Here is a 17,783-nt window from a genome sequence, read left to right as displayed (position 1 = left end):
GCCATGATCGGCTCGCGCAGGTTCGCGGTCTACGGGGGCCTCTTCCTGCTCACCGTCGTGAGCTACGTCGATCGCGTGAACCTCTCGGTCGCGGCGGCACCGATCGCCGCCACGTTCAGCCTGTCGCCGATCCAGCTGGGCTACGTGTTCTCGGCGTTCCTCTGGACCTACGTGCTGCTCCTCATCCCGATGGGCATCGCCGCCGACCGGTTCGGCGGCCGCACCCTCACGGCCGCCGCGCTGGCCGTCTGGTCGCTGGCGGCGGTCTGGACGGGGCTCGCCGCCTCGCTGCCGGCCCTGTACCTGGCCCGGCTGACGCTCGGGGCCGGCGAGGCGGCGAACTATCCCGCCGGCGGCCACATCGCCTGCGCCTGGGCCCCGCGGGACGAGCGCGGATTCGCCACCGCCTGCCTGAACAGCGGGTCCTACGCGGGGCTGTGCCTCGGGGCGCCCCTCGTCGGCTGGCTCGTCACGGTCTTCGGCTGGCGGGAATCGTTCTGGATCGCCGGCGGCCTCGGGCTCGTCCTGGCCGCCGCGTGGTTCGCCCTGTACCGGGCGCCGGAGGCGGCCGCGTGGCTGACCGACGCGGAGCGCGCCCACATCCTGAGGCATCGCGGCCCGCAGGGGCGCACCGCGGGCGCGGCATCCGGCCCGCCCGTCGCGCGTCTCCTGCGCAGCCCGTCGATGTGGGCGCTCGCGATCACGCAGGGCTGCACCGTCTACACCAGCTACCTGTTCATGACCTGGCTGCCGAACTACCTCGCGGTGAGCCGCGGCCTCGACGTGCTGAGGAGCAGCCTGTTCACCGCGATCCCCTACGGCATCGCCGCGCTGGTCGGCCTCGCCATGGGCGCCCTGAGCGACCGGCTCCTGCGGCGGCCCGGGGCGACGCCCGCCGACCGGCGCAAGCTGATCGCCGGACTCCTCCTCGCCTCGTCGGTCATCCTCGCCACGCCGCTGGTCCAGCCGGTCTGGCTCATCCTCTGCCTGTTCGGAGTGTCGCTGAGCTGCGTCGGGACCGTGGCCGGCCTCAACATCGCCCTCACCGCCGACCTCATGGAGGACGGCGCCGCCAACGGCGCGGCGGTCAGCCTGCTCATCGTCGGCGGGAATACGTTCGGCCTCGCCGCCCCCATCGTCACCGGCTACGTCGTGGCGGGCACCGGCGGCTTCGCCGGCGCGTTCCTGATCGCGGGCGCGCTGCTCCTGGCGGGGGCGCTGGTCGTCCTGCTCGGCGCGCGGCGTCCGATCCGCGCGGCGGCCCCGCTGCTGCCCGCCGCGCCGGTCCCCCTGCGCGCCGCGCGCCCCTGACCGATGACCGCGCTCACCTTCGCGGCCGTGTCGCGGAACTACTTCAACCTCCCGGTCTGGATCGCGCAGCACGCCGGCCTGTTCGCCGACGAGGGCCTCGCCGTCGCGATCGAGCTCCACGAGGGCGTCGATGCCGTGACCGAGCGGCTGCGCGACGGGCGGGTCGACCTCGCCTACGGCATCACCGAGCACGTCGTCCTCGACCGGGAGGCCGGGGGCCACCTCACGATCGTCGGTGGCAACGTCAACAAGCTGCCGTTCTCCCTGATCGCCCGCCCGGAGATCCGGGACGTGTCGGGCCTGCGCGGCAAGGTGATCGGCGTCTCGTCCCTGGAGGCGGGCAGCTCGTCCCTGGTGATGAAGCTGCTCGCGGCCCGCGGGCTCGCCTATCCCGGCGACTACACGTTGCGGGCCGTCGGCCCCATCCTGGCGCGGTGGGAGCTGCTCCAGAGCGGCGCGATCGACGCCGGCCTGCAGGGCGCCCCGCTCGACGCCGTCGCGATCGACGCGGGTTACAGCGTCGTGTGCGATCCCCGCGCGGACGTCCCGGACTTCCAGTTCACGTCCTTGAACGTCGACGCGCGCTGGGCCGCGGCGAACGCGGCGATCCTCACGCGCTTCCTGCGGGCGTTCGTGCGCGCCCACGCGTTGTTCTACCGGGATCCGGACGCCGCGACCCGCGTCGCGGCGATCGAGACCGGCGTGGCGCCCGCCTACCTCACCAGGGCGTGGCAGACCTACACGGACGAAGCGATCTTCCCCCGCGACGGCGACGCGAGCACCGCCGCGGTCCAGGCCCTGATCGAGGTCAGCGCGCTGATCCGCGCGTTGCCGAACCGCCGTCATTCGGAGGCGGACCGCTACATCGACCGGCGCTACCTGCGCGCGGCGCACCGCTCCTTGCCGTGACGCTCGCACCTTCCTGAGGCCCGACCGGTCGCCGTCCGCCCGTCAGAGCGCGCCGGCGCGGCCACCGCCCGGGACCTGCCGCGGGCGCGCAGCGTCGTGCTGGTCCGAGGTGATCCCGCTCCCGCAGGCGTCCGGTCGGCCCGGCCGGCGCTGACCGGACGCGGCGCCGCGGGCCGAACCCGGGCGCTTCCCGATCCCGTCCGGGGTTCCCATGCCGGTCCGGGCGGCGGGGTGGGGGCTGGGCTGCGTGCGGCGAAGGTCCCGGTATGTCCGGACGCGGTCCCTCAGCCCTACCTACCGGTCATCGGGCCGAAACGGATCTGGAGCGCGCGCATGCAGGACATCCCGTTGGGGGCGAAGGGGAGCTTCGCCATGCTGGTCGGGCCGTCACATCTGGCCAGCCAGTTCAAGGACAACATCCTGCCGCCGGTCTTCGCCACGCCGATGATGGTGCTGATCATGGAGAACGCGGCGCTGAACGCCGTCCGCCAGTACCTCGATCCGGGCGAGAGCGCCGTCGGTACGAAGGTCGACGTGACCCACATGGCGGCGACCCCGGTCGGGCACCGCGTCCGGGCAGAGGCCGAGGTGGTCGGCGTCGCCGGCCGCCAGATCCAGTTCCGCGTCGCCGCCTGGGACGAGGCCGAGCAGATCGGGACCGGAACGCACGAGCGCATGATCGTCGACATCGAGCGGCTCGGCAAACGTCTCGCCGGCAAACAGCCCGCGGCGTCGAAGCGCGTCTAGCTCCGGAGCCCGGAGGGCGCGCGTCCGTCAGCGCCGGGGCGCCCCGCCCTGACGGGCCTCGACGCTCAATCCGGGCGGTCCGCGCGCGCGGCGTCGGTCTGCCGCACCGCGACGGCCGCCCTGATCGCCTCGTAATCGGCCTTCTTCAGGACGCGCCGGGTCACGAGATCCTCCGGGGAGCCGTAGGGCCGGAACGCGACGATCCTGCGCCCGATCATGCCGGCCCCGAGGGCGTTCAGCTCCTCGACGGACGCCGTGTTGAGGTCGACGCCCTGGCCCGGAGAGGCCGGCGGCTGGCCGGAGCCCGGCGCGCCCTCGGCCTGCGTCTGCGGCGGCGTCGGCCTCGCCGCCCCGCTCGCCGCGGGGGTATCCGACGACGCTGCCGGCGATGCGGGCGGGGTTGCCGCCAGAGACGACGGGGGGGCGGCCGTCGCGTTCCGCGGCGCCGGGGCGGCGCGCTGGGCGGATCCGGCGTTCGGCCCCGGATAGACGGACCGGATGGCCTCGCCCTGCGGGTCGATCCCGGACCGGTCCTGCTTGGACACGGGGATCGTCGCGGATGCCTGCCTGTCGCGGCTCGCGTGAGGACGGGGCCCGTAGGAGACCCAGAGGCCCGCCAGAACGACCGCGGCCACCGCCAGACCGGCGCTGATGGACAGCGTGGATCGGCTCATTCTCACAACCTCCTCTTGGCGGGCGGGGGACTGCCCCACGGCGATGGCACGATCGAGGCGGGCTAACCCAGCCCGAGCGGCATCGCCATCCGCCGCGTGAGGTTCGCCGATCCGAATCCTGCGGCGCGCTGGCGCAGCCCCGGCCGAGCCCGGATCGTCGCCCGCGCGCGGGCGGACGTCTGATAACGCCCGCGCTCGGGTCCCGCCGTCAGAGTTCGAGGGTCACGGCGCCCCGCGCGCGCGACACGCAGGCCATCATGCGGCTCCGGCGCTCGGCGTGCGGCAGGACCGCGTCGCGGTGGATGACCGTGCCGTCGCGATAGCCGCACGCGCAGGAGCCGCAGACGCCGAGTTCGCAGGAGGACGGCAGGTCGAACCCCGCGCCGCGCAGCACGTCGAGCAGCGACCGGTCGGCGGGCACGTGGAGCACCTGCCCGGTGGAGGCGATGCGCGCCTCGAACGGCTCCGGCGCGAAGCCCTCGTCGCGGAGCGGCTCGAAATGCTCGCTGTGCACCCGCTCGACGGGCCAGCCCCGCGCGACCAGGCCCGTCTCCACCGCGTCCATGAGGCGCCGCGGCCCGCAGGCGTAGACGTGGGTCCCGGCCTCGGCCGGTCCGAGAACGTCGGGATCGAAGCGGCGGCCCTCGGACCCGAACCAGCAGCTGAGGCGCGGCCCGCAGACCGTCCGCACCGCCGCCAGCAGCGGCGCCCGCTCGGGGGAGGGGGCGCAGAGATGGAACGCGTAGTCGGCCCCCGACGCGGCGAGCGCGCGCGCCATGGCGAGCAGGGGCGTCACCCCGATCCCGCCGGCCACGAGCAGGTGGCGGCGCGCCTCGGGGTCGAGGGGGAAGTTGTTGCGGGGCGCCGAGACGTGGGCGAACGCCCCGGGCGCGAGCGTCTCGTGCGCCCAGGCCGAGCCGCCCCGGCCGGCCGCCTCCCGCTTGATCGCGATCTCGTAGCGGCCCCGGTCGGCCGGGTCGCCGCACAGCGAGTACTGCCGCACCCGCCCGTCCGGCAGGCGCAGGTCGATATGGGCGCCGGCCGTCCAGGCGGGGAGTTCCGGGCGCGCGGGATGGACCAGACCGAGGTGCAGCACCTCCGGCGTCGTCGCGACCGCGTTGGCGACGCGCAGCTTCATGATCAGGCGGGCCGTCATCGCGCGCAGCTCCGTCAGTCCAGCAACTCGATCGCGTCGCCGGGCCGGATCACGCCGCCGCTCTCGATCCCGCAGTTCAGGCCCGAGCGATTGTAGAGCGGCAGGTAGACCGGCATCCCGAGCAGCTCCTCCAGATAGCGGCAGGGGAAGTTGAGGCGCCCGCCCCGCAGGATCACGGCGCCGACCCGGAAGCGCCGGCCGACCAAGTGGTTGAGCGGCACGCCGCGCACCGTGAGGTTGCGCCGATGGTCACCCGGCAGGAGGCGCAGCGGCCCCTCCTGCAGCGGCGGGTCGTTGCGGTTGAGGGCGTCGAGCGCCTCCTGCTCGATCAGCGTGACCTCGCGCACGTCGGGCTTGGGCGAGTAGGTGCCGGTGCCGAGGAAGTAGCGGTCGCCCTCGATCCCGCGGCCGGCCACGCACACGGCCTCGGACACCTCCTCCATCTCGTAGCTCGCCGCGGGGGCGATGTGGATGTGGGTCAGGCTGCCGACCCAGCCGGCGGCGCCGCCTGGAACCCGGACGGCCGCCGATCCGGCCGCGTGCGCGAAGGCCTCGACCATGCGGGGTGCGGTCTCGCCGGTCATCGTGCTGCTCGCCTCGGTTGTCATGCGGCCTCCGTGGCGAGCGCGATCGCCTCGATCTCGACCCGGGCGTCGCGCGGCAGGCGCGCGACCTCGACCGTGGAGCGGGCCGGGGCCTCGCCCGGGAAGTGCTCGGCGTAGACCGCGTTCATCGCGGCGAACTCCGCCATGTCCTTGAGGAACACGGTCGTCTTCACGACGCTCGCGAGGCTGGCGCCGCCCGCCTCGAGCACGGCGGCGAGGTTGGCGAGGGAGCGCCGGGTCTGCGCCTCGACCCCCTCCGGGAACGCGCCGGTGGCGGGATCGATCGGCAGCTGTCCGGAGGCGAAGACCAGCCCGCCGGCCCGGATCCCCTGGGCGTAGGGCCCGACCGCCGGGGCGGCCTTCTCGGTGCGGATAGTGTGCTTCGTCGTGCGGTTCGTCATGCGGTTCGTCTCTCGTCGGTCTGTTTCAGATAGTGGACGATAATCCACTCTATGGGAAGCCGCCGCGCGCGTCCGGCGCGGCGGCTCACCCGGTCAGTCGATCGGCTTCCGCGCCGTCTCCGGGGCGAGGAGCGTGGCCGTGAGCGTGATGCAGGCGAGGGCGATCAGGTAGACGGAGATCGGCCAGGTCGCGCCGGAACTCCAGCCCAGCAGGGCCGCGGCGATCAGCGGGGTGAAGCCGCCGCTGAGGGCCGCGCCCACCTGGAAGCCCAGGGAGGCGCCGCTGTAGCGCAGGCGCGCGTCGAACAGCTCGGACATCCACGCGGCGCCGGTACCGAACATGATCCCCTGGCCGAAGCTCAGGGCCACCGCGACGGTCAGCGTGATGATCGTCGGGTCGCGCGTGTCGAGCAGGGTGAACAGCGGGAACGCGAAGGCGATCGAGAACAGGCAGGCGGCGACGAACAGGGTCCGGCGACCGTAGCGGTCCGACAGCCAGCCGAAGGCCGGCAGGGTGAAGAGCTCGATCACCGCCGCCACCAGGATGCCGTTCAGGATGATGCTGCGCGACAGCCCGAGCTGTCCGGTCACGTAGGAGATCGAGAACACGGTCACGACGCTGACGTAGGCGATCTCGGAGACCTTGAGGCCCACGGCCTTCAGGAAGGTGCGCGGGTGCTCGGTGAGGATCTCCATGACCGGCAGGCGCGCCACCGCGGACCGCCGCTTCACCCGCTGGAACGCGGGGGTCTCGTGCAGGCGCAGGCGGATGAACAGCCCGAGGCCGACCAGCAGCGCGCTGGCCAGGAACGGGATCCGCCAGCCCCAGGCGAGGAAGTCCGCCTCCGGCAGGAAGCCGCACAGCGCGAAGGCCCCGATCGACGCGATGACGCCGAGGGGGTAGCCGAGCTGGACGATGCTGCCGAAGAATCCGCGCCGCTCCGCGGGGACGCTCTCCACCACCATCAGGACCGCGCCGCCCCACTCGCCGCCGATCCCGATGCCCTGGACCAGGCGCAGCGCCACGAGCAGGATCGGGGCCCAGAGGCCGATCTGCGCGTAGGTCGGCAGGCACCCGATCAGGAACGTGCCGAGGCCCATGATGATGATGGTCAGGGACAGCATCGCCTTGCGGCCGATCTTGTCGCCGAAATGCCCGAAGATGACCCCGCCGAGGGGGCGCGCCAGGAAGCCCACCGCGTAGGAGCCGAACGCCGCGATCGTGCCGACCAGCGGGTCGAAGCTCGGGAAGAACAGCTTGTTGAACACGAGCGCCGTGGCCGTCCCGTAGATCAGGAAGTCGTACCACTCGACCGTCGTCCCGATGACGCTCGACCAGACGATCTGGCGCCGGTCGGCGGCCGGCACCGGGCCGGCCTCGCGAGCCGGGGACGCCTCAAGGGGCAACGCGGTATCGGCCACGGCACATCCTCCACTGTGATGGATAAAAATCCATTCTTGTGGAGGCAAGCGGCGTGCCAGTCCGGTCGCTCGCGCTTCGGGAGGCGCTCAAGAGCGCGGTCCGGCGCAAGGTGCGGCGCAAGGTGCATTTCGGTGGCCCCTGCGCTAGGCGGGGCAACTCTCTCGGTGCCGCGCCCCGGTCGCGCGGCCCGGTCGCGGGCGCGGATGACGGGGCATGACGGCGAGGACGATCATCGGGGCGGACCCGGCAGCGACGGAGACCTCCCCGCAGATCCACATCGCCGAGGAGATCCGGCGGCGGCGCCGGGAGCAGGGCCTGTCGCTGGAGACGCTGGCGGCGCGCTCGGGCGTCAGCCGCTCGATGATCTCCAAGATCGAGCGCTCCGAGGCCGTGCCGTCGACGGTGGTGCTGTCCCGCCTCGCGGAGGCGCTCGGCGTCACCTTCTCGCGGCTGATGGCGCCCGCGACGGAGCGCGAGATCCTGCTGATCCCGGCGAGCCGCCAGCCGATCCTGCGCGACGAGGCGTCCGGCTACCTGCGGCGCTGCATCTCGCCGGTCCTGCCGGGGCGCGGCATCGACTGGGTGCTCAACACGCTGCCGCCGGGCGCCAGCACCGGCGAGTTCACCGCCCATCGCCGCGGCGTGTCCGAGTACATCTACGTCCTACGCGGCCGCCTGCGGGCGGTGATCGGCGAGCGCGCGGTCATCATGGAGACCGGCGACAGCCTGTATTTCGAGGCCGATGCCGGGCACGCCTTCACCAATGTCGGCACGGAAGCGTGCGAGTACTTCCTGGTGATCGATCCGTCGCGCGTCCGCTGAGCCGGGGAGCGGTCGGGCGCGTCAGTGGAACGCCTTGAAGGCGATGATCGTCTCGGAATCCTTCACGCCGTCGAGGCGCAGGAGGAAATCGTTCACGAACAGCCCGATATCGACGTCGTTGTCCACGTGGAATTTGGCCATGATGTCGAAGCGCCCAGCCGTGGAGTAGATCTCCGACGCGATCTCCATCGCGACGAGCGCGTCGGACACGGCGTAAGTCTTGCCGATCTCGCATTTGATCTGCACGAAAAATGTCTTCATGTCCGTCTCGCTCGATGGCGCGCCGCCACGGCCGCGCGGATCGGACCGCCGACCCCGCCGGAGCGGTCGAGCCTAGCACCGTTCCGCGCGCCCGGTCAGGCGGCGGCGCGCGGGCGGAGAAACGCCAGGACCTCGCGGGCGAAGATCTCGGGGGCCTGGAGCTGCGGGACGTGGGCGCAGTCCGGCAGCGTCACGAACCGCGCGTCCGGCAGCCCGGCCGCGAGCTCGCGGGCCATGGCCGGCGGGGTCGCCTCGTCCTCCTCCCCGACGAGCACCAGCGCCGGGGCGCGGATCTCGGAGAGGCGCGCGCGCAGGTCGAGGCCGGCCAGGGCCGCGCAGGCCGCCCGGAACACGTCGACGTCCGTGCGCAGGAAGGCGGCCCGGCGCTCGGCCATCAGGTCCGGATGCGCGGCCTGGAACGCCGGCGCGAACAGGCGGCGCATGGCCGTGTCGGCGATCGCCGCGAGCCCCTTCTCGGCCGCCGCGCCGGCCATGCCGCGGAACGCGGCCCGGCCGGGCTCCGGGAAGCAGGCGCCGCAATCGGCGAAGACGAGCCGGTCGAAGAGGTCGGGGTGGCGCAGGGCGCAGAGCAGCAGCACGAAGCCGCCGTAGCCGTTGCCCAGCCCGGCCGCCGGCCGGCCCCCGGTCGCCGCGCGCACCGCCGCGCCGACCCGGTCGGCGACGGCCTCGAGGCCGCCCGGCGCGGGCCCGGAGGCGCCGAAGCCGGGCAGGTCGGGGAGGAGGAGCCGGAAGTCGCGGCCGAGCGCCGGGGTGACCCGGTCGAAGCTCGTCCGGTCGGCGAGCAGCGAGTGCAGCAGGACGAGGGGCGGGCCCTCGCCGGACAGGGTCACCGCGACCTGGCCATCCGCGAACATCGCCTGCATCCGAGACCTCCCCCGCCGCTGCCGGCGGCTCCACGACGCTGTCGCATCCGACGCGTTCGCTCGCAATCCGGTTGACGTGATATTTCACGAATGGCAGCATGTGTCGATCCGACGAGGCCGTGCGTGCTGCTCCGAGACAACATCTACGCGGCGATCCGCGCCGACATCCTGGCCTGCGTGCTGCGCCCTGGCGCAGAGGTGCGCGAGCAGGAACTGGCCCAGCGCTACGCCGTGAGCCGGCAGCCTGTCCGGGAAGCGCTGCTGCGCCTGGAGCGCGAGCGCCTCGTCACGGTTCACGCCCGCCAGGGATATCAGATCAACGCGATCTCGGTGGCCGACGCGCGGGATCTGCTGCGCATGCGCCTCGCCCTCGAGCCAGCCTGCGCCGCCGAGGCCGCGGCCGGCGCGCCCGAGTCCGTCCTGGCGGCGCTCGACGGGTTCCGCGCCGTCGCGGACGGCGCCGACTTCATCGCGGAGAACCGCGCCTTCCACATCGCCCTCGCCGAGGCGTCGGGGAACCGCCGCATGGCCGCGACCGTGCGCGACCTCGTCGAGCAGGCGGACCGGCTCGTCCGGGTCAGCCTCGACGGCATCCGCGGGCGCGACCCGGCGCAGCTGGTGGACGAGCACGCCGCCATCATCGACGCCGTGCAGCGGCGCGACGGGCGCGGGGCGCGCCGCCTCGTGCGCGCGCACGTCGCCCAGGCCGAGCGCCGCATCCTGACCGCCCTGGAACGCAGCGCGATCGTCCTCTGAACGAGGCCGCGCCCGGCGCCGAGCCTAGGGACGCGGTCGAACACGACACGGGCACGACAACGGGCCCGATACGGGCCCGACACGGGAGAGACGCCATGACCCTGCACGCGCCGGAACCGACCGTCGAGACACGGGGCAACTTCATCGACGGGCGCGAGGTCGAGGCCGGCGACGGGACGCTGATCGACGTGCGCAACCCCGCCACCGGCGCGGTGATCGCCCGGATCCCCAATTCGGGGCCGGCCGACGTCGACCGGGCGATGCAGGCGGCCCGGGCGGCCTTCGAGGGCCGGGAATGGGGCGGGATGGACATCCGGGCGCGCGCCCGGCTGGTGAACCGGCTGGCCGACGCGTTCGAGGCCAACCTCGACACGCTCTACCGGCTGGAGACCACCAACAACGGCCGGCCGGTCAACGAGACCCGGGCCCAGCTCTCGCGGCTGCCGGACTTCTTCCGCTACTTCGCGGGCGTGGCGCTGGCGCGCCGCGACGACGTCATCCCGGTGGAGGGCAACTACCTCAACTACACCCGCCGCACCCCGATCGGCGTGGTGGCGAACTGCACCCCGTTCAACCACCCGCTGATGATCCTGTGCAAGTCGCTGGCGGTGGTGCTCGCCACCGGCTGCACCACGGTGGTCAAGCCGTCCGAGTACACGCCGCTCACGACGCTCAAGCTCGCGCAGATCTTCACCGAGGCCGGCCTGCCGCCGGGCGTGTTCAACATCGTGCTGGGGCTCGGCGCCTCCACCGGCAAGGCGCTGGCCGAGCACGGCGACATCAACAAGCTCGTGCTCACCGGCGGCACCGAGGCCGGCCGGATCGCGGGTGCGGCGGCCGCGAAGGTCTTCGCCCACCAGACCATGGAGCTCGGCGGCAAGACCCCCGTGATGGTGTTCGACGACTTCGACGTCGAGCGGGCGGTGAACTACGCGGCCTTCGGCGCCTTCATCGGCGCCGGCCAGACCTGCGTGTGCGGCAGCCGCCACCTCGTCCAGGCCTCGATCTACGACGAGTTCGTGGAGCGGCTCGCCGCCAAGACCGCCGCGATCCGCCTCGGCGACCCCTTCGACCCGGCGACCCAGCTCGGCCCGGTCATCTCCGAGCGGCAGCGCGACCGGGTCCTCGCCTATGCCGGCTACGGCCGCGACCAGGGCGCCCGCGCGGTGGCGGGCGGCCGGGCGGCCCGGGTACCGGGTTTCGAGGGCGGCTACTTCGTGGAGCCCACCGTGTTCGCGGACGTCACCGCCGACATGCGCATCTTCCAGGAGGAGGTGTTCGGGCCCTTCACCAGCGTCACCCGCTTCGAGGACGAAGCCGACGCGCTCCGGCTGGCCAACGACTCGCCCTTCGGCCTCGCCGCGGCCGTGCGCACCCGCGACGTCGCCCGGGCCCACCGGGTGGCGCACGCGGTCAAGGCCGGCATCGTCTGGATCAACGACCACCACCGCCTCGACCCGGCCTCGCCCTGGGGCGGGGTCGGCGACAGCGGGCTCGGCCGCGAGTGCGGCCTCGAGAGCTTCAACGACCATTTCGACGTGAAGAGCGTGATGGTCGCCACCGGCGACGGGCCCTTCGACTGGTACCGCGACACGGCCGGCCAGCGCCGCCTGAACTGACGACCGGCGGCGCGGGGGATGCGAGGTCCGCGCCAGACGGACCCCTTCCGCGCCGGCCTTGAACCCGAGGAAGGAAACGCCCCATGTCCGAAGCCGTGAGCCCGGCGGTCAACGCCGGAGGCCGCCTCGACCGCCTGCCGATCGGCCCGTTCCATCGCCGCATCATGTGGCTGATCGGGATCGGCATGTTCTTCGACGGGTTCGACATCTACATCGCCGCCACCGTGCTCGGCGCGACCCTGAAGAGCGGCTTCTCGACCCTGCCGCAGAACGCGTGGTTCGTCTCGGCCACCTTCGTGGGGATGATGGCGGGCTCGTTCCTGACGGGCTTCTTCGGCGACCGCTACGGGCGGCGCTTCACCTACCAGGCGAACCTCCTGGTCTTCGGGCTGGCCGCGCTCGCGGCGGCCTTCGCGCCGAACATGACGGTGCTGATCGTGCTGCGCTTCATCATGGGCGTGGGGCTCGGGGCCGAGAACGTCGTGGGCTACTCGACCATGACCGAGTTCGTGCCGGCGCGCTCGCGCGGGCGCTTCCTCGGCCTCATGGCGGTGTTCGTCGTCACGGGCCTGCCGGCCGCCTCCCTGATCGGCTACCTGATCATCCCCGCCTTCGGCTGGCGGGCGATGTTCGCGCTGGGCGGTCTCGGCGCGCTCGCCGTCTGGTACGCCCGCAAGAGCCTGCCGGAATCGCCGCGCTGGCTCGAGGCCGTGGGGCGCCACGCCGAGGCCGAGGCGCTGATGCGCGCGATCGAGGCCGAGGCGAGCCGCGGCGCGCCCCTGCCGCCCGCCGCCGCCATGGCGCCCGTCACGCAGCTCGGGCTCGCCGCCCTGTTCCGGCCGCCGCTCCTGTCGCGCCTGCTGCTGGGCTGCCTGTGCCTCGTGGTGATCAACACCCTGCTCTACGGTTTCGTGACCTGGCTGCCGACCTTCTTCATCCGGCAGGGCCTCTCGGTGGCGACCTCCTTCGGCTACGCGCTGCTGATGGGGCTCGGCGCGCCGGTGGGCAGCGCCATCGGCGCGCTGACCGCCGACCGCTGGGGCCGCAAGCCGACGATCATCGGCGCCTCGGCGACGGCCATCCTGTTCGGGATCCTCTACCCGATGACCCTGGATCCGGTCCTGCTGCCGCTGGTCGGGTTCGGGCTGACGGTGCCGATCTACGTGCTGGTGGCCCTGCTGTTCGGGATCTACATCCCCGAGCTGTTCCCGACCGAGGTGCGCCTGCGGGCCTCGGGCCTGTGCAACACGGTCGGGCGCGGGGCGACCATCGTGACGCCCTTCCTGGTCGTGACCCTGTTCGAGGCCTACGGCATCGCGGGCGTGACCGGCCTGATGATCGGGCTGCTCGCCCTGCAGATCGTGGCGGTCGCGGCGTTCGGCGTCGAGCCGCGCAGCCAGAGCCTGGAGAGCCTGGAGGCCGGCGTCGCGCCGGCCGAGGGCGACCCGGCCGCCCGGGCGCGGGGCACGGTGCCGCGCCCGATCCACTGAGACCGGAAGCGGCTCCGCCCGGCCGGAACACGGCCGGGCGGAGCGATCAGTTCCAGGTGTGCAGGACCGTGCGCCAGGCGCCGTCGCGCTTCTCCAGAACGTTCACCCAGTTGCCCTCGAACTTCTTCCGCGCGCCTCCGTCCCCGGGGCCGGTCATCTCCCAGCGGCCGGACACGATGAGCAGGTTGTCCTTCGGCAGCGCCGATTTCACCGTCGTCTTGTGCTCGTCCCACCCCTTCGCCTTCAGCCCGGCGAAGAACTTCTGAATGCCGTCGCTGGTCTGCGGCATGCCCTTCGTGACGACGATCGCGTCGGGCGTGTAGAGCTTGGCCAGCGCGTCCATGTCGCCGCCGTTATACGCCGCGTCCCACTGGCTCGCGGCGCTCTGCGCGTCGGCCTGCACGGTGTCCGACCGGCACAGGCTCGGCGTCATCAGGGCGACAGCGAGTACGGTCGCGTGCAGGACGTGGGGACGCAGCATGTCTTCCTCCATCGTGAAATGTTCTGGTTGATGAGAGCGTGACGGCACAGGATCTGCGGGGGCGGGCTAAGGGTATCTCTCCCAGGTCAGAGTGATGACGCTCATCCTGCCGTCGACGTTGAACTTGAACGGCACCGTCGTGAGGACGAGCCGCCCGTTCTCCCGCGCGACGTGCCGGACCTGGGAGGTCCCGGTCCAGGCCTCGTTCCAGGACGTGTCGATGTCGTGGACGACTTGGTCGCCCTCGAACCGGTAGGTCCCGGCATAGGCGAAGAAGGTCTTGTGGAGCCTGATCCGGTCCGCGTCGGACATCTTGTCGTTGGCGATCGGCCGCTCCCGGCCCTGGTGGGCGCAGACCACCATCATGCGCCCGTCGCGGCCGTAGTGGATCCACCCGGTCGGCTTCGGGCCGCCATAGGCGTCGACGGTCTCGCCCGTGTCGACGATCCGGCGCGTGGCCGCGGCGAGGCGCCAGGTCCCGACGACCGCGTCCGGGTCCAGCGCACCTCCCGCCGAGACGCCGAGCCCGCCCGGGACCACGACGGCGACCAAGACGGCGGCCACGACGGCGGCCACGAGGCCGACCGTCGCCGTCCGGCCGAGACCGCGCGCCGGGGCCGCGCCGCGTCCCTTCCGTCGAAACCAGCGGAACCCTTGCTCGACGACGCGCATCGTTGCGACCCCCGAGACGGATGTGGGGAATCAGAGTACGAACGGAGCGTACACGGCCAGACGATTATTGAATACGATCCACAATGGTGATGCAAGTCAGATGTGTTGATATTTTTTGGATCGAAAACAGTCCAAGCGATGCCGATATCCGCACGAAGCTGGAGAGCCCGGTATGTCTGGGCGCGCGGGACGTTCCAGATCCGCGCGGCCGGATCCTCCGCTGCACCTGCGCCGCCCCACCTGCGCGAGGCGTGCGAACATCTGCGCGTCCGAGACGATTGACCGCTCGTCGGAGGAATGCCGCGCGCCTTTCGAGGGCGGCGCGCAGGGGCTACGCTCCCACTGATGTCCGCGGAAACCGACCCCCATCCCGACCCCAGGCCGACGCTCGCGCGGCCCGACGACGATCCCTACCTCTGGCTGGAGGAGGTCGACGGGCCCGACGCGCTGGCCTGGGTCGAGGCGCGCAACGCCGAGACGCTCGCCCGCTACGGCGATGCCGGTTTCCGCCGCGACCGCGACATCGCCCGCGACCTCCTCGACCGGCCGGGACGGATCCCGTTCGTCCAGCGCTTCGGCACCGGGCTCTACAATTTCTGGACGGACGAGGCGCATCCGCGCGGCCTGTGGCGCCGCGTCGAGGAGGCCGGCTACCGCGCCGCGGTCCCGGACTGGGAGATCCTGCTCGATCTCGACAGCCTCGCGGCGACCGAGGGCGAGGACTGGGTCTGGGCCGGCGCCGCGATCCTCAAGGGCGACCTCGATCGCGCCCTGGTGCGCCTCAGCCGCGGCGGCAAGGACGCGGCCGTGGTGCGCGAGTTCGCCCCGGATACCCGCACCTTCGTGGCCGACGGCTTCGTCCTGCCCGAGGGCAAGGGCGGCGCGACGTGGCTCGATCGCGACACCGTGCTCCTGTCCAGCGCCCTCGGCCCGGGCATGGCCACGCGGTCCGGCTACGCGCGCACCGTCCGGCTCTGGGCGCGCGGCACGGATCCGCGCGACGCCCCCGTCCTGTTCGAGACCGCCGAGACCAGCATGGATGTCTGGGGCGCGGCCGACCGGCAGACCGGGGCCGAGCGGATCACGGTCGTCGAGCGGCTCGGCTTCTTCGACGCGGCGATCCACATCGGCGACCGCACCGGCCTGCGCGCGCGCCTCGACCTGCCCACCCATGCCGGGGTCCAGCTGCACCGGAACCACCTGTCCGTGCGGCCGCGGCGGCCCTGGACGGTGGACGGCGTCGCCTACGCCACCGACACGGTGCTGGCGATCGCGCTCCCCGACCTGCTGGCGGGACGTCGCGCCTTCACGGTCCTCTGGCAGCCGGACGAGCGGCGCGCCCTCCAGGGCGTGTTCTGGTCGGCCGGGCGGCTGATCGTGGACGTGCTCGAGGACCTGCGTCCGACCTACCGGATCTTCGAGCCGGGGCCGGGCGGCTGGACCGAGCGGCCCCTCGCCGGGCTGCCCGCCCTGGGATCCGTCCATCTCTGGCCCCTCGACGGCGATCCGGAGCGGGCGGACGGAGCCCTGCTGGCGCTGGCCCACGATCCGGTGACGCCGCCGGCGCTGCTCGCCTTCCCGCCCGCGCTCGACGCCCCGGCCATCCTGCGTCAGGCGCCCCCGGCCTTCGATGCGCGCGGCGTCCGGGTGACGCGCCACGAGGCCCGGTCGGCGGACGGGACGCGCGTTCCCTACGTTCAGGTCGGGCCGGAGGCCGAGACCGGTGCGGCCCCCGTCTACCTGACCGCCTATGGCGGGTTCGGGCTCTCGCGCCTGCCGGATTACCAGCCCGTGCTGGGCAAGCTCTGGCTGGAGCGCGGCGGCACCTGCGTGACCGCCAACATCCGCGGCGGCGGCGAGTTCGGCACCCGCTGGCACCACGCGGGCCGGCGCGAGGGCAAGGCGCGGGCGCACGACGACTTCGCCGCGGTGGCCGCCGATCTCGTCGCCCGCGGCGTGACGCGGCCGGGCCGGATCGCGGCCGAGGGCGGCTCGAACGGAGGCCTGCTGATCGCCAACATGCTCACCCGCTACCCGGAGCGGTTCGGCGCGCTGGCCTGCACGATCCCGCTGATCGACATGCGCCGCTACACGAAGCTCCTGGCCGGCGCGAGCTGGATCGGGGAGTACGGCGATCCGGACGATCCGCAGGACTGGGCGTTCCTCTCCGGGATCTCCGCCTACCACGCGGCCGAGGCCGGGCGGCCCTATCCGCCGATCCTGCTGGCCACGAGCCGCGGCGACGACCGGGTTCATCCCGGCCACGCGCGCAAGATGGCGCAGAAGCTCCGCGTCCTCGGCTGCGACGTCGCCTTCTACGAGCCCGCGACGGGCGGGCACGGCGCCGGCAAGGACAGCGCGCAGGCGGCGGCGTTCAGGGCGCTGGGGCTGACCTTCCTGCGCCGCGCCATCGGGTGGGATGACCCGGTCGCGTGAGCGCGGCCTCGGCCCGAGCCGCGGCGGCGCGACCGGGCTGCGGCGCGCCGGTCTGCCCCGTCGCCCACCGGCCGCCGACAGGCGCCGGGGACCTCATCGGGCGCGGTCGTGCTGGCGGCGCGTCTCGGACGGTGTGCAGCCGTAGCGGCGGCGGTAGCGCTGCCCGAAATCGCCCATGTGGGCGAATCCCCAAGCCCGGGCGATCGCGGCGATCGACCGGCGCGGCGCCGCGATCGCGGTCAGGTCCTCGTGGGCCCGCGTCAGACGGCGCTCGATGATGAACTGAACCGGCGTCCGGCCCAGCTCCTTCCGGAACGCGTTCTGCAGCGATCGGACACCGGTCCCCACCGCGGCCGCGATATCGGCCAGGGTCATGGCGGTCGGCAGGTTCGCCTCGATGTACTCGATCGCCCGCCGGAGATGCGACGCGGCGACGTCGCCGGTGGGCGCGGCGGGTACGGCGGCCCGCTTCGGCCAGGCGGAGAGCAACTGGTAGCTCATGACCTCCTGAAGCAGAGGCAGCATCAGGTCCGCCTCCCGGTCCAGGTCCTGGAGGCGGCGCCGGATCAGCCGGATCGTGCAGAACAGGGCCCACAGGCCGGGCATCGTCATGTCGGCGATCGGCGCCAGGGCCGGGAGGGCGGCGCGATCGCGCCCCGTGAGGGCGTCGTTGGCAGCGGCGAGCGCGTCGACGGCGATCGTCGCGCTCACGGCCCCGACCGCGCTCGAGGCGCGCACCTCGCGCAGGTCGTCGAAACCGGTCAGGGCGGCGATCGCCGGCGATGCCAGGATGTCGCCCCGGCGATGGGCGTAGACGATCTGGCCCCGCGTGACGAAGCGGACCGTCAGGAGGCCCGCGGAGAATTTCGGGGTGGTGACGAAGCCGCTCGGCGACCGTGTCTCCCAGAAGCTCAGCATCTCGGTCTGACTTCCGGAGATCTCGATCGCCGGCGCCGCGGCGCGCGCGACGTCCAGATAGACCGCGATGCCGCCGGTGTCGTTGAACGACCGAAGCTGGTTCAGGGAGGCGATGGTGGCCGAGAACCGGGCCTGCGGTCGCCACAGGCTCGGATCGCGGCGCGTCTGATCTGCTGCCTTCATGTCGATCGTCTGGGGAGCGCGGCCGATCCGGGCGA

The 17,783-nt window shown here is 72.9% G+C and carries 18 protein-coding genes; 8 read left to right on the top strand and 10 right to left on the bottom strand.

Features of this window, described 5'->3' with window-relative positions; translation table 11 throughout:
- Positions 1-3: 3 nt before the first annotated feature.
- The 3 genes from ACLBXO_RS25350 (at position 4) to ACLBXO_RS25340 (ending at position 2,967) form a co-directional block, all read left to right on the top strand.
- The gene (locus ACLBXO_RS25350) at positions 4-1,311 is read left to right on the top strand and encodes an MFS transporter (protein ID WP_447687121.1); all 1,308 of its coding nucleotides are present in this window, start codon (positions 4-6) and stop codon (positions 1,309-1,311) included.
- Between the two features lie 3 nt (positions 1,312-1,314).
- Positions 1,315-2,220 (top strand): ABC transporter substrate-binding protein, encoded by a 906-nt coding sequence (locus ACLBXO_RS25345; RefSeq protein WP_447687120.1) that lies wholly within the window; start codon positions 1,315-1,317, stop codon positions 2,218-2,220.
- Between the two features lie 333 nt (positions 2,221-2,553).
- Positions 2,554-2,967 (top strand): thioesterase family protein, encoded by a 414-nt coding sequence (locus ACLBXO_RS25340; protein WP_447687119.1) that lies wholly within the window; start codon positions 2,554-2,556, stop codon positions 2,965-2,967.
- 65 nt (positions 2,968-3,032) lie between these two features.
- Here the strand turns inward: ACLBXO_RS25340 and ACLBXO_RS25335 are convergent, their stop codons facing one another.
- The 5 genes from ACLBXO_RS25335 to ACLBXO_RS25315 all read right to left on the bottom strand — a co-directional run bounded on the left by ACLBXO_RS25335 (position 3,033) and on the right by ACLBXO_RS25315 (position 7,225).
- On the bottom strand, positions 3,033-3,641 hold the full coding sequence (locus tag ACLBXO_RS25335; RefSeq protein ID WP_447687118.1) for a helix-hairpin-helix domain-containing protein: 609 nt from the start codon (positions 3,639-3,641) through the stop codon (positions 3,033-3,035).
- Positions 3,642-3,849: 208 nt separating this feature from the next.
- A complete protein-coding gene (locus ACLBXO_RS25330; protein WP_447687117.1) occupies positions 3,850-4,797 on the bottom strand; it encodes a PDR/VanB family oxidoreductase in 948 nt (315 codons plus the stop codon).
- A 14-nt stretch (positions 4,798-4,811) separates the two neighbouring features.
- Complete coding sequence (locus ACLBXO_RS25325) at positions 4,812-5,381, bottom strand: MOSC domain-containing protein (protein ID WP_447683051.1); 570 nt, start codon at positions 5,379-5,381, stop codon at positions 4,812-4,814.
- Between the two features lie 20 nt (positions 5,382-5,401).
- Positions 5,402-5,803 carry a RidA family protein gene (locus ACLBXO_RS25320; protein WP_447687116.1) on the bottom strand — a complete coding sequence of 134 codons (402 nt, stop codon included), beginning with the start codon at positions 5,801-5,803 and terminating at the stop codon, positions 5,402-5,404.
- A gap of 93 nt (positions 5,804-5,896) precedes the next feature.
- Positions 5,897-7,225: an MFS transporter gene (locus ACLBXO_RS25315; protein ID WP_447687115.1), complete on the bottom strand. Its 1,329-nt coding sequence runs from the start codon at positions 7,223-7,225 to the stop codon at positions 5,897-5,899.
- Positions 7,226-7,439: 214 nt separating this feature from the next.
- Between ACLBXO_RS25315 and ACLBXO_RS25310 the strand changes: the two genes are divergently transcribed.
- The gene (locus tag ACLBXO_RS25310; protein WP_012329665.1) at positions 7,440-8,048 is read left to right on the top strand and encodes a helix-turn-helix domain-containing protein; all 609 of its coding nucleotides are present in this window, start codon (positions 7,440-7,442) and stop codon (positions 8,046-8,048) included.
- Positions 8,049-8,069: 21 nt separating this feature from the next.
- Here the strand turns inward: ACLBXO_RS25310 and ACLBXO_RS25305 are convergent, their stop codons facing one another.
- The gene (locus ACLBXO_RS25305) at positions 8,070-8,309 is read right to left on the bottom strand and encodes an Lrp/AsnC ligand binding domain-containing protein (RefSeq protein WP_273564822.1); all 240 of its coding nucleotides are present in this window, start codon (positions 8,307-8,309) and stop codon (positions 8,070-8,072) included.
- A 95-nt stretch (positions 8,310-8,404) separates the two neighbouring features.
- The gene (locus ACLBXO_RS25300) at positions 8,405-9,193 is read right to left on the bottom strand and encodes an alpha/beta fold hydrolase (protein WP_447687114.1); all 789 of its coding nucleotides are present in this window, start codon (positions 9,191-9,193) and stop codon (positions 8,405-8,407) included.
- 123 nt (positions 9,194-9,316) lie between these two features.
- On the opposite strand from ACLBXO_RS25300, the gene ACLBXO_RS25295 reads away from it, so the two are divergent.
- The 3 genes from ACLBXO_RS25295 (at position 9,317) to ACLBXO_RS25285 (ending at position 13,058) form a co-directional block, all read left to right on the top strand.
- Positions 9,317-9,949, top strand: coding sequence for a GntR family transcriptional regulator (locus tag ACLBXO_RS25295; protein ID WP_447687113.1), 633 nt, complete (start codon positions 9,317-9,319; stop codon positions 9,947-9,949).
- A gap of 95 nt (positions 9,950-10,044) precedes the next feature.
- Positions 10,045-11,568, top strand: a complete 1,524-nt coding sequence (locus tag ACLBXO_RS25290) for an aldehyde dehydrogenase (RefSeq protein WP_447687112.1) — start codon at positions 10,045-10,047, stop codon at positions 11,566-11,568.
- An 83-nt stretch (positions 11,569-11,651) separates the two neighbouring features.
- Positions 11,652-13,058, top strand: coding sequence for an MFS transporter (locus ACLBXO_RS25285; protein ID WP_447687111.1), 1,407 nt, complete (start codon positions 11,652-11,654; stop codon positions 13,056-13,058).
- A 46-nt stretch (positions 13,059-13,104) separates the two neighbouring features.
- Here ACLBXO_RS25285 and ACLBXO_RS25280 read toward each other — a convergent pair whose 3' ends face one another.
- The gene (locus ACLBXO_RS25280) at positions 13,105-13,539 is read right to left on the bottom strand and encodes a YybH family protein (protein ID WP_447687110.1); all 435 of its coding nucleotides are present in this window, start codon (positions 13,537-13,539) and stop codon (positions 13,105-13,107) included.
- A gap of 66 nt (positions 13,540-13,605) precedes the next feature.
- Positions 13,606-14,211, bottom strand: coding sequence for a lipocalin-like domain-containing protein (locus ACLBXO_RS25275; protein WP_447687109.1), 606 nt, complete (start codon positions 14,209-14,211; stop codon positions 13,606-13,608).
- Positions 14,212-14,556: 345 nt separating this feature from the next.
- Between ACLBXO_RS25275 and ACLBXO_RS25270 the strand changes: the two genes are divergently transcribed.
- Positions 14,557-16,647 (top strand): prolyl oligopeptidase family serine peptidase, encoded by a 2,091-nt coding sequence (locus ACLBXO_RS25270; RefSeq protein WP_447687108.1) that lies wholly within the window; start codon positions 14,557-14,559, stop codon positions 16,645-16,647.
- 93 nt (positions 16,648-16,740) lie between these two features.
- Here ACLBXO_RS25270 and ACLBXO_RS25265 read toward each other — a convergent pair whose 3' ends face one another.
- Entirely contained in the window at positions 16,741-17,748 is a 1,008-nt protein-coding gene (locus ACLBXO_RS25265; protein ID WP_331316014.1) for a helix-turn-helix transcriptional regulator, read from the bottom strand.
- Positions 17,749-17,783: the final 35 nt, after the last annotated feature.

The organism is Methylobacterium sp. C33D, from assembly GCF_053345825.1.
Note: the sequence above shows the minus strand (reverse complement) of the source record. Positions and strands in the feature narration are given on the sequence as shown.